Genomic DNA, 25,290 nt, shown 5'->3' on the forward strand with positions numbered 1-25,290 from the left:
TTCATCCTTGGCGCTTGAAGCCGGTCACGGCAGGCCGTGGCGGCCAGGGCAGGCGTTCGCGCCGCCCCTGGTTGTCGAAAATCAGGCCCTGGTCATCGATGCTCTCCAGCACGATGCCCGGCGCCAGGCGCTGGCCACGGCGCATACTGCGCGTGGCCTGGCCGTAACGCAGCACCACCACCGTGGCGCTGAGCGGCACGGCCCGCAGGCCGCCCAGGTACTCCAGCGGTAAACGGGTCAGCGGCACCTCACCACTGTCGGCCTGGGCCTGCCAATGGCCGACCATCAGGCCCGGTAAAGGCGTTGCTTGCGGCACATCGGCCACCGCCGGCAGCGGCGTGCGGCTGAGCTGCAAAACACACTGGGCGGCAAGCCAGGCGGCCAGGGTCAGCAGCGCGCCGCTGAACAGGCGCGAGGCGCGGATCACGCGCTCAACTCACGGGGATGCCAACCGGGATGGCCCTGGACATAGCGCAGCTGCGGCAATTGCAACGCTGGCAATTGCCAGTCGGTCGGCTGCTGCGCCAGCCAGGCCTCGACCCGTTGCCACAGCGGCTCGCCACTGCTGGAGGCGTACTGCAGGCCGAAGGTGCGGCACTGCCCCTGGGTTTCGCTGAAGCCCGAGACGCGCTTGCCGCTCGGGCTGTAGCTCAACTGCCAGGGCTGGCCCAGCCAGCGCGGCAGGTCCTGGCTGTTGTCGAGCAATAGCGGGTCACCGAACAACTGCTCGGCGGCGTTTTCCAGCACCTGCTCGACTTGCCGCGCAGGCGCCTCGACCACCGGCGCCGGGTAGCTGCCGGTCAGGCTGATCAGGTGTTCGCGGGTGATGGCCTGGCCGGCAGCCAGGGGGCTGTCGTAGCGCAGGCCCGGGAGCAACACCGGGTAGCCGCTGTCGGCGGCCAGGGCCAGGTGCAGCAGGCGGTCCCAACTGCCACCGCGGGTATCACGGCGCCACAGTGCCTGCGGTGCGCGCGCCAGGGGTTGATCGAGCCAGGCGGCGTGACCGGCGCGTTGCTGCGCCAGCACACCACGGATCTGCGCGACGCGGGCCTGGGCGCCAGGGGTAAGGCTGCTTTCGAAGGCCGGATGAAAATGCGCGCTGAATTGCCATTCCCCAGCGCTTCGCTGGCAGCGCACCTGGAAGGCGCCGCAAGCGCGATTGCCAGCGAACAGCACCGGCACGCGCTTGCCGCTGGCTTGCAGCACGGTCACCGGCTCAGGCCAGAAGTCCTGGCCACGGGCGCACAGCAGCAAGTCGGCATCGCTCAGGCGTTCGGCCAGCCACAGGCCGGGGCCGGTGCCGACATCGGCCAGGGCGATCACCAGGTCTGCCTGCCCGCGGGCTTGTTCGAAGGCCGGCAGCAGCGACTGGTACCACTGCTTGAGCGAGGCTTTCTGGTCCTGGGCATAGGGGTCGGTGATGCCGACCACGGCGACCCGCACACCACCACGGCGAAACACTGTAAAGGCTGCAGCACCCAGCGCGGTGGCCTGCTCCGCAGCCAGGCCAGCGCCCAGCACGGGCTTGCCATATTGCCGATAAAGGCCGGTGCAACGCTGCGGCCACAGCACCCGCTCATCGCTGCTGACCCGCACGTCACTGGCCAGCAACTGGCTGCCTTCAACACCGCTACCCCCCTGGGTCAGATAGGCCAGGCCGCTGCCATTCCAGCCCTGACCGTTTTCCAGAGTCAGGCAATTGTCAGTCCCGGCGCCTTGGCGCAGTTGCTCGAGCAAGGCCGCCAGCACCGCGTAGCCGCCGGTGCGCACGCCATCGGCGAGGCTGGCGTCGAGCAGCGGGTTGAGTTCGGCGCGGGCCTGGCGGGCGCTGGCGCCGGTCATCCAGGGCGCCTGGCCGAGGTGGGTGACCGGCCCCAGGCGCGTGGCCGGGACCACCGGTTTACCGGCCTGGCGGGCATCGAGGGTGTCAGCGAAATACAGCACATCGAGCGCCGCGTCGTTGCCGGCCGACGTCCCGCCCAGGCCCGCGCAGGCCGTGAGCAGCGGCGCCGCAGCGCCAACGCCGATCCAGTTCAACACTTCCCGTCTGTGCATGTTCAGCCTGTCCCGTCGCCTTCGCGCTTGTTGGTTGTCGGGCCGGGATATTGGGGCGCCTGGATTACAGTTTGATGGCAGTTAATCGACAGCCAGGGCAAAACCTCAGGCAAATCAGGTGGTAACGATTTATTTCCTTCAACGCCTTTTAACAAAACTGCCAATCAATCATCACACTTGCTCACTAAAGTCCCGGTTTCTTTCACGCCGCATCATTGAACAAAAGGAACTGAACTGATGAGTCGAGACACCGGCGACAACCTGAACCGCAACCAGAGTGGCAACCTGCCCATGGACAGCGTTCTGGAGTCTTACCTGAGCCGCCGCAGCGTGGTACGCGGTGGCCTGGGCGCCGCGATCGCGATGATTGCCGGGACTGGCCTGACGGGCTGCTTCGACAGCAGCGACTCGGATGACGATGAACCCGTAGTCGAGCCGCCAACCCCGCCGAAACTGAAGCTCGGCTTCACTTCAATCCCAGGCTCGCGCACCGACGCCTGCGTGGTCGCCGCCGGCTACACTGCTTACGTCCTGGCGCCCTGGGGCACGCCGCTGAACAGCAGCGCCAACCCGTGGAAAGCCGACGGTAGCAACACCGCCGCCGACCAGGCCAACTCGGTGGGCATGCACCATGACGGCATGCACTTCTTCCCCATCAACGGCAGCTCCGAAGACGGTCTGCTGGCGATCAACCACGAATACATCGACGCCGACGCCCTGCACCCCAACGGCCCGACCAGCGACAGCAGCGGCAAGCGCCCGGTCGAGGAAGTGCGCAAGGAAATCAACGCCCATGGCGCCGGGGTGATCCGCCTGAAGAAAGTCAGCGGCCGCTGGCAGGTGGTCGACAACGACCCGCTCAACCGCCGCTTCACCACCGCCACGGTGATGAACATCGCAGGCCCCCTGCGCGGCAGCGAGCACGTCAAGACGCGCTTCTCGAAAAACGGCACCCAGGCCCGCGGCACCAACAACAACTGCGGCAACGGCTACACCCCGTGGGGCACCTACCTGACCTGCGAAGAGAACTGGCCGGGGATTTTCGTCAACACCAGCGCCACCCTGCCGGCCGACCAGAAGCGCATTGGCGTCGGCACCAAGGCCGGTAACTACAAGTGGGAAAGCGTCGCCGGTGACCCAAGCGAAGTGGACGGTGAATTCAGCCGCTTCAACGTCACCCCGAGCGGCGCCAGCGCCACCGAGGACTTCCGCAACGAAGCCAGCACCTACGGCTACATCGTCGAGATCGATCCGTACACGGCCAATACCCTTGCGGTAAAACGCACCGCGCTCGGGCGCTTCCGCCACGAGGGCTGCTGCCCGGGGCTGCCGGTGGTGGGCAAGCCGCTGGTCTGGTACATGGGCGACGACTCCAACAACGAGTACCTGTACAAATTCGTCTCCAGCGCGCTGTGGGAAGCCGCCGATGCCAACCCGGCCGACCGCCTGGCCACCGGCAACAAGTACATGGACCAGGGCAAGCTGTACGTCGCCCGCTTCAATGCCGACGGCTCGGGCGTGTGGCTGCTGCTCGACGTCAACACCCCGACCAGCAGCGGCAAGACCCTGGGCTCGATCTACGGCGACCTGCCGGGGATCATCCTCAACACCCGCGGCGCTGCCGACGCCCTCGGCGCAACACCGATGGACCGCCCGGAATGGACCACGGTCAACCCGCTCAATGGCGACGTGTACCTGACCCTGACCAACAACAGCGCACGCACCGCGGCCAAGGTCGATGCCGCCAACCCGCGCGGGCCGAACCGCCACGGCCATATCATCCGCTGGCACGACAGCGACGATCAGTTGAGCTTCAGCTGGGATATTTTCGTGTTTGGCGCCAACGCCGCCGGCACTGCCGACATCAACCGCTCGGGCCTGACCGAACTCAACCAGTTCGCCAGCCCCGACGGCATGAGCTTCGATAGCCGCGGCATCCTCTGGTTCCAGACCGACAACGGTGAAAAAACCCTGACCGACTACACCAACGACCAGATGCTGGCGGTGATCCCCACCGACCTGGTCGATGCCGCGGGCAAGCAGGTGCCGGTCAACGCCAAGAACCAGGTCGACCTGCGCCGCTTCTTCGTCGGCCCCAACGGCTGCGAAGTCACCGGCATTGCCTTCACCCCCGACAACAAGTCGATCTTCGTCAACATCCAGCACCCGGACAACTGGCCGTCTACCGACGTCGCCACTGCCGTTACCGCGGCCGGCACCAAGGTGCGGCCACGGGCCTCGACCGTGGTGATCCAGCGTGCCGATGGCGGTGAAATCGGCGTGTAACCCAAGCCTCGCTCGGCGCAGCCCTTACCAGGGTTGCGGCGAGCGGCTGATCACCTGCACCTGCTGGACCGGCACCAGCGCGTGCCACTGCACGATCCCGCGTGCGCGCAGTTGAAACTCGCTGCGCATCTTCTGCCCGTCCTGTTCGAATTCCAGCTGCAAGGCAAAGTCACCGCTGTTGAGCAGCAAGCCTTCGCTCAACCGTGCGAATGTTGCGTCGTCCATCGCCCCCAGTGCCTGGCGCAACGCACCCGCATCGTGATAACCGCCAGCAGGCCGGCCGGTGATGATCCGGGTCAGCAGCGAACGTGACACCTCCCCTTCGTACAGCGCTTCAAGCAATGGCAACTGCTCCAGGCTCAAGGCATTGGCATTCAGCCGCCAGCCGCTGGTCTGCGGCAGCGCGCACAACTGTGGATAGCGTTGCTGGCGGCTGGCATCGGGCTCAAGTAGCAGGTTCAGCTCACTCATGTCGACCATCATCTGGTTGGCCGCCAGGCGCGCAGGTGACTGGCGCAGGTACTGGTCGCTGTCGGCGCCGCTGAGCCGGGCCTGGCCGTCGCTGTCGATCCAGTCGGCCAGGGCATCGGTCAAGCGTTGCGCGGCCATGTCATCGCCCAGCAGGTAGCGAAATTGCCGTGCGGCCCGTTCGCTCTCTTCGCCAATCAGCGCGTTGACGTTGAAACAGCTGTGCAGGTCGCGGATGCGCAAGGCCGCCGAGCCGCCGGCAAAGGCATAAGACAGCGGCTGCCCGCGCAGCGCCTGCCAGAACAGCGGGCTGGCGCGCCAGGCCGGGTCTTTCAGGGCCTGCTCGGCAAACGCCAGGCCGGCGGTTTCCATGGCCCTGGCCTGCACCCGCTGCTGCACCAGGCGCACGCTGTCGATCTGCTGGCGGCCGTCCTGCACCAGCCAGGTCAGGCCGCCTGCGAGCATCGCCAGCACCACCAGCACCATCAACAGCGCCGCTCCTTGTTGCCGCTTCGCACCCATGAACTGCACATCCCTAGCCAATGAGCCGTCAGTCAACACAACGGATGTTGCAGGCACATGGCAAATACAGCTGCACGTCACTTTTGCGTCACAAAGCGCAGGCAGGATAAGGCCTTCTTTTTCATGAGCTTGGAGCATTTTTCATGGGTGGTATCGGGATCTGGCAGTTGCTTATCGTCTTGGTGATCGTGTTCATGCTGTTCGGCACCAAGCGCCTCAAGGGCCTGGGTGCGGATGTCGGCGAGGCGATCCAGGGCTTTCGCAAATCCATGGGCAACGGCCCGGCCACGGACGAAGCCGTAAGCCCGGTCAAACCCCAGGCGCCGCTGCAGGCCGACAGCGTGCAGCAAGCGGAACACCAGCGCTGATGTTCGAAGTCGGTTTTACCGAACTGCTGCTGGTGGCCATCGTCGCCCTGCTGGTGCTTGGCCCCGAGCGCCTGCCGGCGGCGGCGCGCACCCTGGGCCGCGGCCTGGGCCAGGCCAAGCGCGCCATGGCCTCGATCAAGGCCCAGGTCGAGCGCGAACTGGACACCCAGGCCCTGAGCCAGGAACTCGATGCCCTGCCCTTGCAGCGCCTTGAACAGGACCTGCGCCGCGGCGTCAGCCTGCAGCCGGACCACAGCCCAACCAGCGGAAACCCCTGATGAACACAGCAAGCCAAGACCCCGGCATGCCGCTCACCGCTCACCTGCGCGAACTGCGCAGGCGCCTGGTGCGCTGCCTGCTGGCCATCGCCGTGGTATTCCTCGGCCTGTTGCCGTTTGCCCAGACCCTGTACACCCAGGTCTCGGAACCGCTGCGCCGCTATCTGCCCGAAGGCGCGAGCATGATTGCCACCAGCGTCACCTCGCCGTTCCTCGCGCCGTTCAAACTGACCCTGATGGCGGCGCTGTTCGTCGCCATGCCGGTGCTGCTGCACCAGGCCTGGAGCTTCATTGCCCCGGCGATGTACCGCCAGGAACGGCGCATCGCCCTGCCGCTGCTGGTGTCGAGCATCGTGCTGTTCTACTCGGGCATGGCCTTCGCCTTCTTCGTGGTCTTTCCGATGATGTTCGGCTTCTTTGCCAGCGTCACCCCGGATGGCGTGGCGATGATGACCGACATCGGCCTGTACCTGGACTTCATTCTTGCCCTGTTCCTGGCCTTTGGCCTGGCGTTCGAAATCCCGGTGGCGACCTTCATCATCGTCTGGGCCGGGGTCACCGACGTCGGTACCCTGCGCAAAAGTCGCCCTTACGTGATCGTCGGCTGCTTCGTCGTCGGCATGCTCCTGACTCCGCCGGACGTGTTTTCGCAAACCCTGCTGGCGGTGCCGATGTGGATCTTGTTTGAGGTCGGTTTGCTGGCCTGTGCGGCGGTCGAGCGCAAAGAACAGCGCACAATGCCAGTCAGCCTTCAGGCCTCAAATGAGCCTGGCAACTAAAGAAAAAATCGGCATACTCGAGAAATCTGAAGATTTTCATGGGCCAGTGAAGAAAATCCTGGCCTTTGAAACCGAAAAACAGGATTTCCGGCATGCAAGCGGTTGGCTACGCCCATCTTCATCAGCAGCTTCAACTGACGGTAGTACCGCTGCAGCTACCGGCTGTCGTTCAGCCGGTTACGCGTATCCAGCAAATCGGTACCACCTTGGCCGTACCCGCCGCCATTGCGCCTGCGGCCAACGACTTGCTGGGTCATGCGCTGTTTGCCCTGAAGCACGAAGGGATCAACCTTGCGCTATTGGCCCAGGCGCTGCCGAAGATCCCCGCCGAAGCATTCGAAGATGCCCTGCGCTCAACACCCAACGGGATATACATCCGTAAGGCCGACCAATGGCGGTGTCATGTCCAGGCACAGGCGTAAGCAGTTTCAATACACGGTTCCCGCCCACGTATTCGATTTTATCGAACAGGCGGCACGACAAGCCCTGGCTGGCCAGCAGTCTGAGGTTGAGTCGAATGATGACGACGCAAAATGAAACAGGCTGACAAGTGGTATTGACGTGGTATTCAAGTGGTATTAAATTTTTAATACCACTCGCCACCTGAAGCTACCGCCATGCCTCCGTTGACCGCCCTGCGCCCCGACGACACTCTGGCCACTCCCTTGTACCTTCAGTTGGCGCGCAACCTGGAACAGGCCATTCATGCCGGGCAATGGAAAGCCGAACAGGCATTGCCGTCGGAACGCAGCCTCAGCGAAGCCCTGGATATCTCCCGGGTGACTGCACGCAAGGCCCTGGAAGTACTGCTCGAACAAGGCCTGATCCGCCGTATCCAGGGCTCCGGCACCTTCATTACCCCGCGCCTGGAACAACCACTCTCGCGGCTGTCGAGCTTCAGCGAAATGCTCCGTATGAAGGGCTTCACGCCCAGTTCGCAGTGGCTGGAGCGTAGCGTCGATGCGCCGTCTGCCGATGAGCTGGTGCGCCTGGGCCTGTCGCCCAACGAACAGGTGGTGCACCTCAAGCGCCTGCGCAAGGCCGATGACATCGTCATGGCCGTCGAGTACAGCACCCTGCCCGCGCGCTTGCTGGGCAACCCCGAGGCTATCGGCGATTCGCTGTACCAGTACCTCGACCAGATCGGCAAGCCGGTGGTGCGCGCCCTGCAACATATTCGCGCGATCAATGCCAGCGCCGAGCTGGCGGCGCGGGTCGGCATCGAACCCGGCACCGCCATGCTGCTGATGACCCGGGTCGGCTACCTCGACGACAACACCCCCATCGAACTGACCGACACCTACTGTCGCGACGACTACTACGACTTTGTCGCCGAGCTGCGACGCTAGCGGAGCCCCCATGAGCGAACACAACATACTCACCCCGACGGGCTGGGTACGCGGACGCCTGTTGCTGCGTGACGGCCGCGTCGCCGCCATCGACGGCCAGCCCTGCGACCCGCAGGGCAACGATCTGCCCTACCTGCTGCCCGGTTTCATCGACCTGCACGTGCATGGCGGCGGTGGCAGCGACATCATGGAGGGCGCCCAGGCGTTCGCCACCATTGCCCGCACCCACGTGCGCTTCGGCACCACCTCGTTGCTGGCCACCACCATGACCGCGCCGAAGGAAGAACTTACCCAGGTGCTCGGCGCCCTCGGCGAGTACGTTCGCCAACCGCGCAGCGACGGCGCGCGGGTCCTCGGTGTGCATCTGGAAGGCCCGTACATCAACCCCGGCAAGCTCGGCGCGCAGCCGAACTTCGCCCACCTGGGGCTGCTCGAAGAGGTCGACGCCTACCTGGCCCTGGCACCGATCAAGGTGATCACCATCGCCCCGGAAGTCGCCGGCCACCTGCCGTTGATCCGCACCTTGAGCGAGCGCGGCGTGCGCCTGCAGATCGGCCACACCCTGGGCAGCTACGAAGAAGGCGTGGCAGCCCTGGAAGCCGGCGCCACCAGCTTTACCCACCTGTACAACGCCATGAGCCCGCTGCACCACCGCGAGCCGGGCATCGTCGGCGCGGCCCTGGCCCATGCGCGCTTTGCCGAGCTGATTCCCGACCTGCTGCACGTGCACCCCGGCGCCATCCGCGTAGCCCTGCGCTCGATTCCTTGCCTGTACTGCGTGACCGATTCCACTGCCGCCGCGGGCATGCCCGATGGCGAGTACAAGCTTGGCAGCCACACCGTGACCAAATGCCTGGGCGGCGTGCGCCTGGCCGACGGCACCCTGGCCGGCAGCACCCTGACCATGGACCAGGCCCTGCGCAACCTGGTGAAGATCGGCCTGCCCCTGGCCGAAGCCTCCCAGCGCCTGTCGCAGTTCCCCGCCGACTACCTCGGCCTGCAAGAGCGCGGGCGCCTGCAGCCCGGTAGCTGGGCCGACGCCGTGAGCCTGGATCGCAACCTCAACCTGATCGGCGTAATGGTCGAAGGAGAACACCTTGAGCTCTAAGATGCTTGCCGAGGCCCTGGCCGCGGCCAACGTTGTGCAGACCCAGTTGCAGCGCTGCGACGCGCGTATTGCCAGCGTCGCCGAACAGCTGCGCAGCCTCGCGCCGCAGGTTGCCCTGACGGTCGCCCGCGGCAGCTCGGACCACGCCGCCAGCTACTTTGCCTACCTGGCCATGCAGCAGCTTGGCCTGCCGGTGGCCTCGCTGCCGATGTCGGTGGTGACCCTGCAGAACTCGCCCCTGCAGGTGCGCGGCCAGGTGGCCCTGGGCTTTTCCCAGTCGGGCCAGAGCCCGGACCTGGTCGACAGCCTGCGCACCCTGCGCGAACGCGGCGCCACCACCCTGGCGCTGGTCAATGCCGAAGACTCACCGCTGGAGCAGGCCTGCCAGTATCACCTGCCGCTGTGCGCCGGCCCCGAGCTGAGCGTTGCCGCGACCAAGAGCTTTATCGCCACCCTCAGCGCCAGCGCCCGCCTGGTCGCCCAGTGGCAGCAGGATCCGGCGCTGCTCGACGCCGGCCTGGCTCTACCCGGGCAACTGCGTGAAGCCGCCGAACAAGACTGGAGCCTGGCCATCGAGCAACTGCGCGACTGCCAGCGGCTGATGGTCATCGGCCGTGGCGCCGGCTTTGCCATCGCCCAGGAAGCGGCGCTCAAGTTCAAGGAAACCTCGGCGATCCAGGCCGAAGCCTTCAGCAGCGCCGAGGTGCGTCATGGCCCGATGGCGCTGATCGATGCCCATTACCCGTTGCTGGTATTGGCGCCTCGTGGCGTCGAGCAGGCCGGCCTGTTGCAGTTGGCCGAAGACATGCGCCAGCGTGGCGCCAAGGTGCTGCTGGCGGCGCCGGCGGACATCCCCCAGCGCAACCTGACCTTAAGCTGCGCCGCCCACCCGGGCCTCGATCCGCTGCTGGCGATCATGAGCTTCTATGTCATGGCCGCAGGCCTGGCCGAGGCGCGTGGCATGGACCCGGATCAGCCCCGTCACTTGAGCAAAGTGACCCGAACTCACTGAGGCACCGAGGACCTTGCGCATGCCCAACAACAAGAACATCACCCTCCATGCCCCCCTCGAAGGCCCGCTATTGCCGCTCGACCAGGTGCCCGACCCGGTGTTCGCTGGCGGCACCCTGGGCAACGGCATCGCCATCGACCCGCTCAACGACTGCCTGCAGGCGCCTTGCGCCGGCACCGTCATCCACCTGGCGAAAACCCTGCACGCCCTGACCCTGCGCGCCGACAACGGCGCCGAGGTCCTCATGCACATCGGCCTGGATACCGTGCAGCTGCAGGGCCGCGGCTTCGAAGCACTGGTGGCCAACGGCGAACGGGTCGAACGTGGCCAGCCGCTGATCCGCTTTGACCTCGACCTGGTGGCGCAACACTGCACCAGCCTGATCACGGTGATGATCCTCAGCAACAGCAGCGACTACCGCTTGCTGCCGCGCACCACTCGCTCGGTGGCATTGGGTGCGCCGCTGCTGGATGTCATCCCCAATGCCAGCATCGCTGCAGGCAAAGCAGCCAGCAGCGGCGAAACCGTGCGCGGCAGCGCCAGAGTCGCTCATCACGGCGGCTTGCACGCGCGCCCTGCGGCGCTGCTGCGCCAGACTGCCCAGGGCTTTGGCAGCCGCGCCGAGCTGCACTTCAACGGCCAGGTCGCCGCGCTCAACAGCCTGGTGGCGATCATGGGCCTGGGTGTCGGCGAGCAGGATGAAGTTGAAATTGTTTGCAGCGGTGCCGACAGTGCGCAGGCGCTGCAGGCACTATTGGCAGCAGTCACCACCGCGAGCGTCGGCGAACAGCATGCCGCCCCTGCCATCAGTGCTCAGGCCACACCCGTCGCCAACCTGCAGCCCGGCATCCTCAACGGTGTCTGCGCATCGCCGGGCCTGGCCTGTGGCCCGCTGGCGCGTCTGGACGGGATACGCCTGCCGCCAGACCCGGGCGGCCATACGCCCGCTGCGCAGCACCAGGCCCTGGACGCCGCACTGGTCAGCGTCAAAGCCGCCATTGAAGGCGACTTGAAACAGCTGCAACAAGGTGATGCTGCAGCCATTTTCGAAGCGCACCTGGCACTGCTCGACGATCCGTCACTGATCGACGCTGCACGTCAGCGCATCGACCAGGGCATTGCCGCCAGCCACGCCTGGAGCCAGGCCATCGACGCCCAGTGCGCGATCCTCAAAGCCCTCGACAAGCCGCTGCTGGCCGAGCGCGCCAACGACCTGCAGGATTTGCAGCAACGGGTATTACGCACCCTGCTCGGCGAAAGCCGCGAACTCGAGTTGCCACCCTCGGCGATTGTCGCCGCCCATGAACTGACGCCCTCGGACCTGCTGCTGCTCGACAAGCACGCGGTGGCCGGGCTGTGCATGGTCGCCGGGGGCGCCACTTCGCACGTTGCCATCCTCGCCCGCGCCCGCGGCCTGCCGTGCCTGGTTGCCCTGGGCCCGGAGCTGTTGAACCTGCAGGCCGGCCAGGTGCTGGTGGTGGACGGCGAGCAGGCCCGGCTGGAAACCGCGCCAGACGCCGAACGCCTGGCCGAAGTCGCGCAGCTTCGCCAGCAACAGCAGCAACGCCGCCAACAGCAACAAGCCGCCGCCCAGGGCAGCGCCCAGACCCGTGACGGGCGCCTGATCGAAGTTGCCGCCAATGTCGCCTCGGCGGCCGAAGCTGCCCAGGCCCTGAACCTGGGTGCCGACGGCGTCGGCCTGTTGCGCACCGAATTCCTCTTCGTCGACCGCCACACCGCCCCGGATGAACAAGAGCAACTCAGCGCCTACCAGGCGGTAGTCGACGCCATGGGCGATCGTCCGGTAATCATCCGTACCATCGATGTCGGCGGCGACAAGCAACTGGACTACCTGCCCCTGCCCCACGAGGCCAACCCGGTACTCGGCCTGCGCGGCATTCGCCTGGGCCAAGTGCGCCCCGAGCTGCTCGACCTGCAATTGCGTGCCCTGCTGCAGGTCAACCCGCAGCCCCGCTGCCGGATCATGCTGCCGATGGTCAGCGAGGTCGATGAGCTGCTGGATATCCGCCAGCGCCTGGACCGCCTGGCCAGCGAACTGGGCATCAACCAGCGCGCCGAACTTGGGGTGATGATCGAAGTTCCGGCCGCCGCCCTGCTCGCCGAGCGCCTGGCCGAACACGCCGATTTTTTCTCGATCGGTACCAACGACCTGTCCCAGTACACCCTGGCCATGGACCGTGACCACGCGGGTCTGGCTGCCCGCGTCGACGCCCTGCACCCGGCGCTGCTGCGCCTGATCGACCTGACCTGCCAGGGCGCTGCCCGCCATGGCCGCTGGGTCGGGGTGTGCGGCGCGCTGGCCTCGGAGCCGCTGGCCACCGCGGTGCTGGTCGGCCTCGGGGTCAGCGAGCTGTCGGTCAGCGCCCCGCAGGTCGGCGAGATCAAGGAGCGCGTGCGCCAGCTCGACAGCAGTGAATGCCGCACCTTCAGCCAGCAGCTGCTGGGCCTGTCCAGCGCCCGCGCGGTGCGCCAGGCCTGCCGCGATTTCGCCGCACGCCCGCTACACCACCGCCACTCCCCACTCAGCACAGAACAATAACCGGAGCGCACCATGTACCAGCACTTCATCCAGGGCCTGCAACGGCTCGGCCGCGCCCTCATGCTGCCCATCGCCATCCTGCCGATTGCCGGCCTGCTGCTGCGCCTGGGCGACACCGACCTGTTGGACATCGCCCTGATCCACGATGCCGGCAACGCGATTTTCGCCAACCTGGCGCTGATCTTCGCCATCGGCATTGCCGTCGGCTTTGCCCGCGACAACAACGGCACCGCGGGCCTGGCCGGGGCCATTGGTTACCTGGTGCTGGTCTCGACCCTCAAGGTCATCGACCCGCACATCGACATGGGCATGCTCGCCGGGATTCTGTGCGGCCTGCTCGGCGGTGCGCTGTACAACCGTTTCAAGGACATCAAGCTACCCGAGTACCTGGCCTTCTTCGGTGGCCGGCGTTTCGTGCCGATTGCCACCGGTTTATCGGCGGTGGGCCTGGGCTTGCTGTTCGGCCTGATCTGGCCGCCCCTGCAGAACGGCATCAACAGCCTCGGCCAACTGCTGCTCGACAGCGGCAGCATCGGCGCGTTCTTCTTCGGCGTGTTCAACCGCCTGCTGATCGTCACCGGCCTGCACCATATCCTCAACAATCTGGTGTGGTTCGTCTTTGGCAGTTTCGAAGGTGCCAATGGCCTGACGGTAACCGGCGACATCAGCCGCTATTTCGCCGGCGATCCCCGGGCCGGCCAATTCCTCGCCGGGATGTTCCCGATGATGATCTTCGGCCTGCCCGCCGCCTGCCTGGCCATGTACCGCCATGCCCTGCCGGGGCGGCGCAAACTGATTGGCGGCATCCTCCTGTCGATGGCCCTGACCTCGGCGCTGACCGGCGTTACCGAGCCGATCGAGTTCGCCTTCATGTTCCTCGCGCCGCTGCTGTTCCTGATCCATGCCGTGCTCACCGGACTGGCCATGGCCCTGTGCGACCTGCTCAATATCCGCCTGGGCTTTACCTTCTCCGGTGGCGCCATCGACATGGCCCTGGGCTGGGGCCGCTCGACCAATGGCTGGATGGTGTTCCCGGTCGGGCTTTTGTATGCGCTGGTGTACTACTTCGTTTTCGACTTCTGTATCCGCCGCTTCAACCTGAAAACCCCGGGCCGCGAAGACCAGCCCAGCGAAGAAGCTCCAGTCCAGGACGCTAGCGCACCACGCGGCAAGCGCTACATCGATGCTCTCGGCGGTGCCGCCAACCTGCTCTCGGTAGACGCCTGCACCACACGCCTGCGCCTGTTGCTCAATGACCGCGGCCTGGCCCACGATGGCATGCTGAAAACCCTCGGGGCCATGGCCGTGGTACGTCCGGGTTCCGGCGGTAGCCTGCAGGTGGTGGTCGGGCCGCTGGCCGACACCATTGCCGACGAGATTCGCAACCAGCTGCCCCATGCCCTGGCGAATGTCGTCGAACAGCCGCAAGTGAAAGCCGAGGCGAGCGAAAGCATGGCCGCTGAAGACTGGCTCAGTGCATTGGGTGGCAAGGACAACTTGTTGAAGGTCGATTGCGTGGCCCTGACCCGAGTGCGGGTCGAGCTCAAGGATGCGCGCAAAGTGACGCGCGAGCGCCTGTTGGCGCTGGGGTGCCAGGGGGTGAGTCCGCTGGCGGACGGGACCTGGCATTTGTTGCTGGGCAAGCGTGCTGCTGCCTTGAGCCAGGCGTTGCAGGGCTGAAAAGCATCGCGGGGCAAGTCGAGGCGTCGCACCGCCGCTCCCACTGTGGGAGCGGCGGTGCGGCGACCCGACTTGACCCGCGATGAGATCCTTAGAAGTCCGCTAGCTGCCAGACCTCATAAGCCGGGGTTTCATAAGGGTGGCTGAGCTTGAGGGCAGCGACCACCGAGCCGATCAGCTCGTCGGCCACCACCAGCTCAACCCGCCATTCTTCGACCTGCTCGACCACGCCCGCCTGCCCGAGGAACGGCTGACTGCCGTCCAGCGGACGGAACTGGCCCTGGCCCAACACCTGCCAGGCGCAGCAGTCGTAGTTGCCGATGCACCCGCCACCGGCGGCGAACACAGCGGCCTTGACCACCTCCACGTGGCTTGGCGGGACGAAGAAGGCGAGCTTGTACACCCCTTAGTTCACCCACGCCCGGGCGTTGCGGAACATGCGCATCCACGCCGCGTCTTCGTTCCAGTCATCCGGACGCCAGGAGTTCTGCACGGCACGGAAGACCCGCTCAGGGTGCGGCATCATGATGGTGACGCGACCGTCGCGGCTGGTCAGGCCGGTAATCCCGCGCGGCGAGCCGTTCGGGTTGGCCGGGTAGCTTTCGGTGACCTTGCCGTGGTTGTCGACGAAGCGCAGGGCCACGCAACCGGACAGGTCGGCTTCGAGCAAGGCTTCTTCGCTAGCGAACTCGGCATGGCCTTCACCGTGGGCGATGGCGATCGGCATGCGCGAACCGGCCATGCCCTGAAGGAAGATCGAGTTCGACTTCTGCACTTCGACCATGGCCACACGGGCTTCGAACTGTTCGGAGCGGTTACGCACGAAGTGCGGCCAGAACTCGCTGCCCGGAATCAGCTCGTGCAGGTTGGACATCATCTGGCAACCGTTGCACACGCCCAGGGTGAAGCTGTCGCTGCGCTCGAAGAAGCCCTGGAAGGCATCACGGGCACGGGCGTTGAACAGCGCCGACTTGGCCCAGCCTTCACCGGCGCCGAGCACGTCACCGTAGGAGAAACCGCCGCAGGCCACCAGGCCCTTGAAGTCGTTGAGGTCGACGCGACCGGCAAGGATATCGCTCATGTGCACGTCGATGGCGTTGAAGCCGGCGCGGTCGAAGGCTGCGGCCATTTCGACCTGGCCGTTGACGCCCTGCTCGCGCAGCACTGCCACTTGCGGACGCACGCCCTTCTTGATGTACGGCGCGGCGATGTCCTGGTTGACGTCGAAGCCGAGCTTGACGCTCAGGCCGGGGTTGTCTTCTTCCAGCAGCACGTCGAACTCTTGGTCGGCGCAGTCGGCGTTGTCGCGCAGACGCTGGATCTGGTAGCTGGTCTCGGCCCACTGGCGCTGCAGCAGGCGGCGGTCGCCCTTGAACAGTTCTTCACCGGCCAGCTTGATCAGCACTTCGCCGTTGTTGATCGGCTGGCCGATCACCGCGACACAGTCTTCACCCAGGCCGGCTGCGCTGAACTGCGCCAGCACGTCCGGAGTAGCGTCCTGACGCACCTGAATCACCGCGCCCAGCTCTTCGTTGAAGAGGATGGCGGCGACTTTTTCGCGCTTGCTGGTCAGGGTGTCCAGTTCCAGGTCCAGGCCGCAGTGGCCGGCGAAGGCCATTTCCAGCACGGTGGTCAGCAGGCCACCGTCGGAACGGTCGTGGTAGGCCAGCAGGTGGCCGTCGGCGTTCAGGCCCTGGATCACGGCGAAGAAGGCCTTGAGGTCTTCGGCGTCGTCGACGTCCGGCGCTACGGCGGCCAGCTTGCCGTGGGTCTGGGCCAGGATCGAGGCGCCCATGCGGTTCTTGCCGCGGCCCAGGTCGATCAGGATCAGGTCGGTCTCGCCCTTGTCCATACGCAGTTGCGGGGTCAGGGTCTTGCGTACGTCGAGCACCGGGGCGAAGCCGCTGACGATCAGCGACATCGGCGAGGTGACGCTCTTGTCAACGCCCTCTTCGCTCCACTTGGTCTTCATCGACATCGAGTCCTTGCCCACCGGAATGGTCAGGCCCAGCTCCGGGCACAGCTCCATGCCGACAGCCTTGACGGTGTCGTACAGGCGGGCATCTTCACCCGGGTGGCCGGCAGCCGACATCCAGTTGGCCGACAGCTTGATGTCGGACAGCTTGCCGATGTGCGCGGCAGCCAGGTTGGTCAGGGTCTCGCCAATGGCCATGCGCCCGGACGCCGGGGCGTCGAGCAGGGCCAGCGGGGTACGCTCGCCCATGGCCATGGCTTCACCGCTGTAGACGTCGAAGCTGGTGGCGGTGACGGCGCAGTCGGCCACCGGTACCTGCCAAGGGCCGACCATCTGGTCGCGGGCAACCAGGCCGGTGATGGTGCGGTCGCCGATGGTGATCAGGAAGCTCTTGCTGGCCACGGCCGGGTGGCGCAGGACGCGCTCGACCGAGTCGTTCAGTTCCAGGGTGCTTGGGTCGAAATCATCGCCCAGCTCCGCTTCGCGGGTCACCGAACGGTGCATGCGCGGCGGCTTGCCCAGCAGCACGTCGAGCGGCATGTCGACCGGGGTGTTGCCGAAGTGGCTGTCGGTCACGGTCAGGTGCGGCTCGGCAGTGGCCTCGCCGACCACCGCGAACGGGCAACGCTCGCGCTCACAGATGGCCTGGAAGCGCTCGAAGTCGCCAGCGCTGACCGCCAGCACGTAGCGTTCCTGGGATTCGTTGCTCCAGATCTCGTGCGGGGCCATGCCCGGCTCGTCGTTGGGCACGTTGCGCAGTTCGAAGCGGCCACCGCGGCCACCGTCGTTGACCAGTTCCGGGAAGGCGTTGGAAATACCGCCGGCGCCGACGTCGTGGATGAAGGCGATCGGGTTGTTGTCACCCAGCTGCCAGCAACGGTCGATGACCTCCTGGCAGCGGCGTTCCATTTCCGGGTTCTCGCGCTGCACCGAGGCGAAATCGAGGTCAGCGGAGCTGGCGCCGGTATCGACCGACGAAGCCGCGCCGCCACCCAGGCCGATGAGCATGGCCGGGCCACCGAGCACGATCAGCTTGGCGCCGACGGTGATCTCGCCCTTTTGCACGTGGTCTTCGCGGATGTTGCCCAGGCCACCGGCCAGCATGATCGGCTTGTGGTAACCGCGAACTTCTTCACCGTGCGGGGTGTTGATCGACTGCTCGAAGGTGCGGAAGTAGCCAGTCAGCGCCGGACGGCCGAATTCGTTGTTGAACGCGGCGCCACCCAGCGGGCCTTCGACCATGATGTCGAGGGCGGTGACGATGCGGTCCGGCTTGCCGTAGGCCTGCTCCCATGGCTGTTCAAAGCCCGGGATGCGCAGGTTGGAAACGGTGAAACCGGTCAGGCCGGCCTTGGGCTTGGCACCGCGGCCGGTAGCGCCTTCGTCACGGATTTCGCCGCCGGAACCGGTGGAGGCGCCGGAGAACGGCGAGATGGCGGTCGGGTGGTTGTGGGTCTCGACCTTCATCAGGATGTGCACCGGCTCCTGCACCGCGCCGTACTGGCGGGTCTCAGGGTTCGGGAAGAAACGCCCGGCCACAGAACCGACGATCACCGAGGCGTTGTCCTTGTAAGCCGACAGCACGCCTTCGTTGTGCATCTGGTAGGTGTTCTTGATCATGCCGAACAGGCTTTTTTCCTGGCTCTGGCCGTCGATATCCCAACTGGCGTTGAAGATCTTGTGGCGGCAGTGCTCGGAGTTGGCCTGGGCGAACATCATCAGTTCGATGTCGTGCGGGTTGCGCTTGAGGCCCTGGAAGCTGGTGACCAGGTAATCGATCTCGTCTTCGGCCAGGGCCAGGCCCAGCTCGACGTTGGCTTTCTCCAGCGCGGCGCGGCCACCGCCGAGAATGTCGACAGCGGTCAGCGGCTTGGGCTGGGCGTGGCTGAACAGGCTGGCGGCCTCTTCAAGCTTGGCCAGCACCAGCTGGGTCATGCGGTCGTGGAGGATGTCGGCAACGATGGCGGCGTCGGCGTCGCTCAGCTCACCGCTGACGTAGTAGGCAATGCCCCGTTCCAGGCGCTGGATGTTTTCCAGGCCGCAGTTGTGAGCGATGTCGCTGGCCTTGCTCGACCAGGGCGAGATGGTGCCGAAACGCGGAACCACCAGGAACAGGCGCCCGCTTGGCTCCTGGACCGGTACGCTCGGGCCGTACTTGAGCAGGCGCGCGAGCACTTGCTGTTGGTCGGCACTCAGATCGCCGTCAACCTCGGCGAAATGCGTGAATTCAGCATACAAACCACTAACAGCGGGGACTTTCTGGCTCAGTTGCTCGATTAACTTACCGTGGCGAAAGGCAGAAAGGGCAGGAGCGCCGCGCAGGATCAACATCGTCGGGACAGCCTCAGGAAGGGGGTGTGCTTAGAGGCCGTGCATTCTAGCCTAATTCCGGCGCTTCCGGCACCCGAAACACAGCATTGCAGCACCTCCGCATGTCGGCCCGGCAAAGCGGACTCGGGGGTCAAAAAAAACCGCCGGTTTTGCCCTGCATTTTGCCTTTAACGCAAAGATCGCTAGCAGACAAGCAAACCGTTGTCGAGATATGGCGCGGCCGGTCCTTTGCGTATACTGCAACCTATGTTCGCCCAAACCGCTTTGCGCCAGCGGTGCGCCAGATGGCTCATCGCAACCGGACTCTTCCTGATGCTCGGTGCCTGTGTTGAAAAACCCAGCACCCTCGAGCGTGTCAAGGAAGACGGCGTGCTGCGCGTAATTACCCGCAACAGCCCGGCCACCTACTTCCAGGACCGCAACGGCGAAACCGGCTTTGAGTACGAGCTGGTCAAGCGTTTCGCCGACGATCTGGGCGTAGAGCTGAAGATCGAGACCGCCGACAATCTCGACGACCTGTTCAACCAGCTCGGCCAGCCGTCCGGCCCGGTGCTGGCAGCGGCCGGCCTGGTCAGCAGCGAACAGCGCAAGTCGCAGGTGCGCTTTTCACACCCGTATCTGGAAGTCACCCCGCAGATCATCTACCGCAACGGCCGTCCACGGCCCACCGACGCCAAGGACCTGGTCGGCAAGAAGATCATGGTGCTCAAGGGCAGCACCCACGCCGAGCAGATGGCCGAGCTGAAAAAGCAGTATCCGGCGCTCGAATACGAAGAATCTGACGCAGTTGAGGTGGTCGACCTGCTGCGCATGGTCGATGAGGGGCAGATCGACCTGACCCTGGTCGACTCCAATGAACTGGCAATGAACCAGGTCTACTTCCCCAAGGTGCGGGTGGCTTTCGACCTCGGCGATGCCCGTGACCAGCGCTGGGCGGTGGCAGCCGGCGAAGACAACAGCCTGCTCAACGAGATCAACGAATTTCTCGACAAGGTGCAGAAGAATGGCACCTTGCAGCGTCTGAAAGATCGCTACTACGGCCACGTCGATGTACTGGGTTATGTAGGCGCTTATACCTTTGCCCAGCACCTGCAGCAACGCCTGCCGCGCTACGAGAAGGCCTTCCAGGCCTCGGCCAAGAAGGAACAGGTCGACTGGCGCCTGCTGGCCGCAATCGGCTATCAGGAGTCGATGTGGCAGGCCGAGGTCACCTCCAAGACCGGCGTGCGCGGCCTGATGATGCTGACCCAGCGCACCGCCCAGGCCATGGGCGTGTCCAACCGCCTGGACCCGGTGCAGAGCATCCGCGGCGGTGCCAAGTACTTCATGTACGTCAAATCCGAGCTCGATGACAGCATCGAGGAGCCGGACCGCACCTGGTTCGCCCTGGCCGCCTACAACGTCGGCAGCGGCCACCTGGACGATGCGCGCAAGCTGGCCAAGCGCGAAGGCCTGAACCCCAACAAGTGGCTGGACGTGAAGAAGATGCTGCCGCGCCTGTCGCAGAAGCAGTGGTACAGCAAGACCCGCTACGGCTATGCCCGCGGTGGCGAGCCGGTGCACTTCGTCGCCAACATCCGCCGCTACTACGACATCCTCACCTGGGTGACCCAGCCGCAGCTTGAAGGCAGCCAGGTGGCCGAGAGCAACCTGCACGTGCCCGGCGTGAACAAGACCAAGCCGACCGAGCAGACCCCGCCACTCTGAACTGTTTCGCGGGGCAAGGCCACCTCAGGCCTTGGCCCGGCGCGCCTTGAAGAACTCGGACAGAATCGCTCCGCACTCCTCTGCCAATACCCCACCCTCAAATAGCACCCGATGGTTGAGAAAGCCCTGGGTAAAGAACTGCCCCTGGCTCTGCACCACGCCGGCCTTTGGCTCCAGCGCGCCGTACACCACCCGGTTGATCCGCGAATGCACGATCAGCCCGGCGCACATGCTGCACGGCTCCAGGGTCACGTACAGGGTGCTGCCGGGCAGCCGGTAGTTGCTCGCGGCCTGGGCGGCGGCGCGGATGGCGACCATCTCGGCATGGGCACTGGGGTCGCTGCCGCTGATCGGGCAGTTGAAGCCACGGCCGATCACCTGGCCGTGCTGGACCAGCACCGCGCCCACCGGCACTTCGCCCATGGCCGCGCCTTGCGCCGCCAGCTCCAGCGCCAGGCGCATGAATTGCTGGTCGCGGCTGCGATCGATGATCTGCGGCTGACGCATCAGGCCACCTCGATCGCGGCCATCAGGCCGGTTTCCATATGATCGATCACGTGGCAATGGAACATCCAGGTACCCGGGTTATCCGCCACCAGCGCCACCCGTGCGCGCTCGTTCTTGCCCAGTAGGTAAGTGTCGGTGAAATACGGCTCGATCTTGCGCTTGTTCGAGCTGATCACCTTGAAACTCATGCCGTGCAGGTGGATCGGGTGCTGGTACTGGGTCATGTTCTTCAGCTCGAAGATGTAGCTCTTGCCCTTTTGCAGCGTAGCAATCGGCCGGTCGGCGCAGGTCTTGTCGGTGATGTCCCAGGCCTTGCCGTTGATCTGCCAGAGGCTCGGCGGCTTACCGTTGTCGGTATTTACCGAAACCGAGCCGACCCACTCGAAATTGAAGTTGAGCTTTTCGGCGTTGGCCAGGTCCGGCTCGGCGATCGGGTTGGCCGGCAGCGCCGGCGGCCAGTCGCCCGGGGCTTCGCTGCTGGCTACCGAACGCAGGGTGCCCAGGCGCACCGGGCCATCGCGCAATGACAGTTCTTCACCGGCTGGCGGCATCTTGATCGCCAGGCAGATACGCATGCCCGGGCCCAGCCAGTAGTCTTTGCCCAGCGGGCGCGGAACGATGGGGTTGCCGTCCAGGGCGTAGACCCGCGCCTCAAAGTTGCCTTTGAGGTTAATGCGATACGTCAGGGTGTTGTCGAGGTTGAGCAGACGCACCCGCACGATCTGCCCGGCAGGCATCTCGACCACGGCGTTGGCCTGGCCGTTGATGGTAATCAACCGGCCGGCGGTGCCGCCACGGGCAGCTTCACGGGGGATGCTGAAGGGCAGATAAGCGCCCTGCTCGTCGACGTGCCAGTTCTTCAGGCTCAGGGTGCGTTCGTGCTGGAAGCCGGTGGGCTCGCGCTCCTCGACGATCAGCGGGCCGACCAGGCCGCGGCCGAGTTCTTCGGAGCTGTTGACGTGCGGGTGGTACCAGTAGCTGCCGGCATCCGGTACGCGGAACTTGTAATCGAAGTACTCGCCCGGCAACACCGGCAGTTGCGAGACGTAAGGCACGCCGTCCATTTCCAGCGGCAGGCGGATGCCGTGCCAGTGGATGGTGGTGGCCACTGGCAGGTGGTTGATGAAACGCACCCGCAGCCATTCGCCCTGGCGCACCCGCAACTCGGTGCCCGGCGCCGACGGGCCGAAGGCCCAGGCCTCGGTCTTGAAGCCGGAGACCAGCTCGACATCCAGCGGCGCGGCGATCAGCTCGTAGTCATGCCCGGCATCCGGATCGGTCCTTCCTAGCCAGTACCGCGATGCGCCACCGGCGCCAAGGCCAATCGCCACCAGGCCGCTCAGGCCACCGAGAATTTGTCGCCGGGTAAAGGACATGCAGCAGGTACCTCACATCGCAGGAACAACATGCCGGCACCTGGCGGCAAAGTGCCAAGGTACCGGCGATGAAGGGCGAATACGATACACCTGCAATTGAGAAATATTAAGTGAAGAGTTGCCGCAGGGCCTAGGTTCCCGGCCTTATAACCCCTGGCGGCGCAGTGATGGCGTCGCGAAAGGCAACGGGCTGATCCTGGGTTTGCAGTGCCAGGCGTAGATCGCCCTGGACGATACCGTCGGGCCTGCCCATGCTCGGCAGATAGTACTCTCCCGCATCCAGGGTAATGCCGCTGGCCTGCCCCGGCCCGGCATCGACCAGGCGCAAGCCCGGCACCCCTTGCAGCTCGGCCAGGCCTGGCACGCGTTTGTACAGGTTGCTATGGGTGTTGCCGACCAGCGCGATCCATTTGCCGGCGTCAGCCTCGCCTTGCGTGGCGCCAATAACCCGGTTGGCATAGTAGTTCATGACTTTCTGGCGCAGCGGATTGCCCGGCTGCTCCAGGTCGAGGCCTTCCAGGTGATAACTGGCGACGCAATCCAAGGCCCGCACCCTGATTCGGTTGGCCCGGGCTTTGCGCACCAGCTCCAGGAAGTTATAGCGGCCGGCGCTGTCGGTGCGATGGCCAAGATCCAGACGGTCCAGGTAGCGCCGCAATTGCGTAGTCATGCGCCCGCTGCGATGGAACAGGTCGAGATCCGCCTGGTGCAGGTCGGTCATCAGGTGCTCAAGATAGAGCGTGCGCACGCCCTTGGCATACAGGGGCGTGAGGTTTTCCAGCAGCCAGCGTTTGCTGGCGATCGAAGCGTGGGATTCGCCAATGACCACGCCGGCATGCTCGTCGAACAGCTCGATGAATGCCCGCTGCGGGCTGATAGCGGCCGCTGGCGGCTGAATCTTGAAGCTGGGCAGGGTCAGCCGGGTGAAAAACCGCTCGGCATCCGTGCGCAATTGCTGCCGGATCTGCTGCAGGCTGTCACGCACCTCCATCAGTGGCGACGCGGGGTCGTAGTAATCACCGCCGATCGCCCGCCGATTGTTTGCACTGATGAGCTCCCGCACAGCGGGCCGGGACGGTTCCGGGACTTCATAGCTGCCAGGTTCGGCCTCGAAGTACGAATAATCCATGGGCGCAGCCGGTACTTCGGGGGTCAGCCCGCCCAGGCACTGGCCGCCCCCGCGCAGGCAGGCGGCGTCTAGCACAACCCACTGCCCCTGCTCGTCCAGCCGCACGGGCACTACCCCATTGAACGCGAAGGGATTGTCTTCCGGAACAATCAGCCAGGTGCCCAAGGCCTGGTCATATCGAACCCGATAGGGCACACCCTCAAGTTCGATGTACTGGGCACCATCCGCCAGGGTACTGACACCTTGTTTGATGCCGCTGAAAGCCTCGGGTACGTCAATGATCTGGTTGCTTTCAAGCTGGCCCAGCGCTTGCGCCGCGCCACGCCCCAGCGGCAGCAGGAATGGCAGGTTGAGCAAGACCTCGACACCGGCAAGAATCGCCCCAAGCACACCCGCCCGCCGCTCCTCGGGATTGTCGCCATCGACCGCCTGCTCGACGTTCAAGGCAAGACTGGCAGTGCCCGTTGCCACCGCCAGCAATGCCAACGGCCAACCCGCCGGCGCTACGGCGCCCAGCAGGCGCGAGGCCACGCCCAGGTAACCCACCCACAATTGCGCACGCAGTTCGGCATTGGTACGCAGGGCCGCATCGGTTTCAAGTTCCATGTGCTGCCGGGCGTTGTCGCGCATCCAGGTGAAGACCTCGCCGTTGATCGGCGCACGCTGCACCTGAGCGGCAAAAGCCTCGACCGAGCCTTGCGCCCAAGAGGCGAGTTGCTCACGCAACCTCTGCACCTGCTGCGCATCACTGGCGAAATAAGCCAACAATTGCTCGCGGCTGACGGCCACCTGCAGCCAGCCAAACAGCCATCTGGCCAGCTCCTGCTGGCTACTGAAAGCCTGGAACGACGGCACCGCACCGGGCATATAGAGCACATGCTGCGCCCCCGGCCCCTGCAACCACACCAGCGCCGACGACGCCTGCCCGGCCAGGCTCAAGGTCGCAAGCTGAGTGCCGGCAGCAGGTTGCTGTACGTGTTCAAAATGCTGCAGATGGGCAGCAACGCTGCTGTCAAAGCCGACAGCGTCGAACACCAGTTGCAACTGCTGCTCGTTCAGTTGTCCGCCGAGGCCTGCCTGCAACGCTTGCGCGAGGTAAGTGAGCTTGCTGAGCGCGCGCACATCAGCACCGTGCTCGACCCAGAACGCCGTTCGCTGGCGCTGGAACCTGGCGCCAAAGTCCATCTCCCACAAGGCGTTGAGGACCTTTTGCGGGTCCAGTCGCACTTCATTGCTTTCATCGAAGCGCCTCGCCTCTGCTCCCTCGGTGTAGAAACCGCCGTACAACAGCAGCAGGTCGGCATTGTCCTGGTCACTGACGCGAAAGCGGCGCATGACCAGTTCGGTCAAGGTCAAGGACTGATCAGGTGTTCCATAGTGCTCCCAGCCTGTAAAGCTGCGGCTGTTGCTGGCAGCGTGAGAGAAACGGTTCCAGTAGATCCTGTCCGGATCAGCGTGCAGGTTGGCTTGTGTGGCCAGCAGCTGCGCCGCTGCGTCGCCGGCGCTGGCATGCAGGTCCGGGAAGGCGTTGACCACCGTTTCGGCAAGCTGGCGCAGCGACGCACGAACCGCCGCCAGTTGCAGGGTGGACTGATCATCAGGTTGCGAATGTTCCATGACATGAGTTCCGTTGCACAAGAAACCCTCAGCCTGGGTCGTGCGTCGATGCGAGCGGTACTACATAAGTATTCCCGGCGGCCATCAGCTAGACAGGGAAACGGCTCGGTGTAACGTCAGAAAAATCCATTTCGTTGTAACAACAAATACCTATGGCAGCAGGTATGACGCAGGCTTTCTCAA

Annotated in this window: 19 protein-coding genes; 11 read left to right on the forward strand and 8 right to left on the reverse strand. The window is 65.1% G+C overall.

Going from position 1 to position 25,290, the window contains the following annotated elements; translation table 11 throughout:
* Nucleotide 1: 1 nt before the first annotated feature.
* Both JYG36_RS21965 and JYG36_RS21970 read right to left on the reverse strand, forming a co-directional pair.
* Nucleotides 2-427 carry a pilus assembly protein PilZ gene (locus JYG36_RS21965; protein ID WP_093386916.1) on the reverse strand — a complete coding sequence of 142 codons (426 nt, stop codon included), beginning with the start codon at nucleotides 425-427 and terminating at the stop codon, nucleotides 2-4.
* Nucleotides 424-2,055 (reverse strand): bifunctional UDP-sugar hydrolase/5'-nucleotidase, encoded by a 1,632-nt coding sequence (locus tag JYG36_RS21970; RefSeq protein WP_213602270.1) that lies wholly within the window; start codon nucleotides 2,053-2,055, stop codon nucleotides 424-426. The genes JYG36_RS21965 and JYG36_RS21970 overlap by 4 nt, the downstream gene beginning before the upstream one ends.
* Nucleotides 2,056-2,292: 237 nt before the next feature.
* Between JYG36_RS21970 and JYG36_RS21975 the strand changes: the two genes are divergently transcribed.
* Nucleotides 2,293-4,341: a PhoX family protein gene (locus JYG36_RS21975; RefSeq protein WP_093386927.1), complete on the forward strand. Its 2,049-nt coding sequence runs from the start codon at nucleotides 2,293-2,295 to the stop codon at nucleotides 4,339-4,341.
* 24 nt (nucleotides 4,342-4,365) lie between these two features.
* On the opposite strand, the gene gspK is transcribed toward JYG36_RS21975, so the two are convergent.
* Entirely contained in the window at nucleotides 4,366-5,331 is a 966-nt protein-coding gene (gspK, locus tag JYG36_RS21980) for a type II secretion system minor pseudopilin GspK (RefSeq protein ID WP_213602272.1), read from the reverse strand.
* A 143-nt stretch (nucleotides 5,332-5,474) separates the two neighbouring features.
* Between gspK and tatA the strand changes: the two genes are divergently transcribed.
* From tatA to nagE, 9 genes are all read left to right on the forward strand, one after another.
* Complete coding sequence (gene tatA, locus JYG36_RS21985) at nucleotides 5,475-5,699, forward strand: twin-arginine translocase TatA/TatE family subunit (protein WP_213602274.1); 225 nt, start codon at nucleotides 5,475-5,477, stop codon at nucleotides 5,697-5,699.
* Complete coding sequence (tatB, locus tag JYG36_RS21990) at nucleotides 5,699-5,977, forward strand: Sec-independent protein translocase protein TatB (protein ID WP_045196499.1); 279 nt, start codon at nucleotides 5,699-5,701, stop codon at nucleotides 5,975-5,977. The genes tatA and tatB overlap by 1 nt, the downstream gene beginning before the upstream one ends.
* Nucleotides 5,977-6,756, forward strand: a complete 780-nt coding sequence (gene tatC, locus JYG36_RS21995; protein ID WP_093386934.1) for a twin-arginine translocase subunit TatC — start codon at nucleotides 5,977-5,979, stop codon at nucleotides 6,754-6,756. Before tatB ends, tatC begins: the two co-directional genes overlap by 1 nt.
* Nucleotides 6,757-6,821: 65 nt before the next feature.
* The gene (locus JYG36_RS22000) at nucleotides 6,822-7,178 is read left to right on the forward strand and encodes a hypothetical protein (protein ID WP_249744376.1); all 357 of its coding nucleotides are present in this window, start codon (nucleotides 6,822-6,824) and stop codon (nucleotides 7,176-7,178) included.
* 195 nt (nucleotides 7,179-7,373) lie between these two features.
* Nucleotides 7,374-8,105 (forward strand): GntR family transcriptional regulator, encoded by a 732-nt coding sequence (locus tag JYG36_RS22005; protein ID WP_123565693.1) that lies wholly within the window; start codon nucleotides 7,374-7,376, stop codon nucleotides 8,103-8,105.
* Between the two features lie 10 nt (nucleotides 8,106-8,115).
* Nucleotides 8,116-9,213: an N-acetylglucosamine-6-phosphate deacetylase gene (gene nagA / locus JYG36_RS22010; protein WP_195885773.1), complete on the forward strand. Its 1,098-nt coding sequence runs from the start codon at nucleotides 8,116-8,118 to the stop codon at nucleotides 9,211-9,213.
* Nucleotides 9,203-10,225 carry an SIS domain-containing protein gene (locus tag JYG36_RS22015; RefSeq protein WP_195885772.1) on the forward strand — a complete coding sequence of 341 codons (1,023 nt, stop codon included), beginning with the start codon at nucleotides 9,203-9,205 and terminating at the stop codon, nucleotides 10,223-10,225. The genes nagA and JYG36_RS22015 overlap by 11 nt, the downstream gene beginning before the upstream one ends.
* A gap of 19 nt (nucleotides 10,226-10,244) precedes the next feature.
* The gene (ptsP, locus tag JYG36_RS22020) at nucleotides 10,245-12,785 is read left to right on the forward strand and encodes a phosphoenolpyruvate--protein phosphotransferase (protein WP_213602276.1); all 2,541 of its coding nucleotides are present in this window, start codon (nucleotides 10,245-10,247) and stop codon (nucleotides 12,783-12,785) included.
* A 12-nt stretch (nucleotides 12,786-12,797) separates the two neighbouring features.
* Nucleotides 12,798-14,465, forward strand: a complete 1,668-nt coding sequence (gene nagE / locus JYG36_RS22025; RefSeq protein WP_093386962.1) for an N-acetylglucosamine-specific PTS transporter subunit IIBC — start codon at nucleotides 12,798-12,800, stop codon at nucleotides 14,463-14,465.
* A gap of 91 nt (nucleotides 14,466-14,556) precedes the next feature.
* Here nagE and JYG36_RS22030 read toward each other — a convergent pair whose 3' ends face one another.
* Together JYG36_RS22030 and purL are read right to left on the reverse strand one after the other, a co-directional pair.
* Nucleotides 14,557-14,868, reverse strand: a complete 312-nt coding sequence (locus JYG36_RS22030) for a YqfO family protein (RefSeq protein WP_213602278.1) — start codon at nucleotides 14,866-14,868, stop codon at nucleotides 14,557-14,559.
* A gap of 3 nt (nucleotides 14,869-14,871) precedes the next feature.
* Nucleotides 14,872-18,771 carry a phosphoribosylformylglycinamidine synthase gene (gene purL, locus JYG36_RS22035; RefSeq protein WP_093386975.1) on the reverse strand — a complete coding sequence of 1,300 codons (3,900 nt, stop codon included), beginning with the start codon at nucleotides 18,769-18,771 and terminating at the stop codon, nucleotides 14,872-14,874.
* A gap of 246 nt (nucleotides 18,772-19,017) precedes the next feature.
* Here purL and mltF point away from each other — a divergent pair, with 246 nt between their 5' ends.
* Nucleotides 19,018-20,478, forward strand: coding sequence for a membrane-bound lytic murein transglycosylase MltF (gene mltF / locus JYG36_RS22040; RefSeq protein ID WP_045196482.1), 1,461 nt, complete (start codon nucleotides 19,018-19,020; stop codon nucleotides 20,476-20,478).
* A gap of 24 nt (nucleotides 20,479-20,502) precedes the next feature.
* On the opposite strand, the gene tadA is transcribed toward mltF, so the two are convergent.
* The 3 genes from tadA to JYG36_RS22055 form a co-directional block, all read right to left on the reverse strand.
* Nucleotides 20,503-20,985, reverse strand: coding sequence for a tRNA adenosine(34) deaminase TadA (tadA, locus tag JYG36_RS22045; RefSeq protein WP_093386979.1), 483 nt, complete (start codon nucleotides 20,983-20,985; stop codon nucleotides 20,503-20,505).
* Nucleotides 20,985-22,361, reverse strand: a complete 1,377-nt coding sequence (locus JYG36_RS22050; RefSeq protein ID WP_213602280.1) for a multicopper oxidase family protein — start codon at nucleotides 22,359-22,361, stop codon at nucleotides 20,985-20,987. The genes tadA and JYG36_RS22050 overlap by 1 nt, the downstream gene beginning before the upstream one ends.
* Nucleotides 22,362-22,491: 130 nt before the next feature.
* On the reverse strand, nucleotides 22,492-25,107 hold the full coding sequence (locus JYG36_RS22055) for a membrane-targeted effector domain-containing toxin (RefSeq protein WP_213602282.1): 2,616 nt from the start codon (nucleotides 25,105-25,107) through the stop codon (nucleotides 22,492-22,494).
* Nucleotides 25,108-25,290: the final 183 nt, after the last annotated feature.

Origin of the sequence: Pseudomonas sp. SORT22 (genome assembly GCF_018417635.1) — a bacterium.
Classification (GTDB): domain Bacteria; phylum Pseudomonadota; class Gammaproteobacteria; order Pseudomonadales; family Pseudomonadaceae; genus Aquipseudomonas.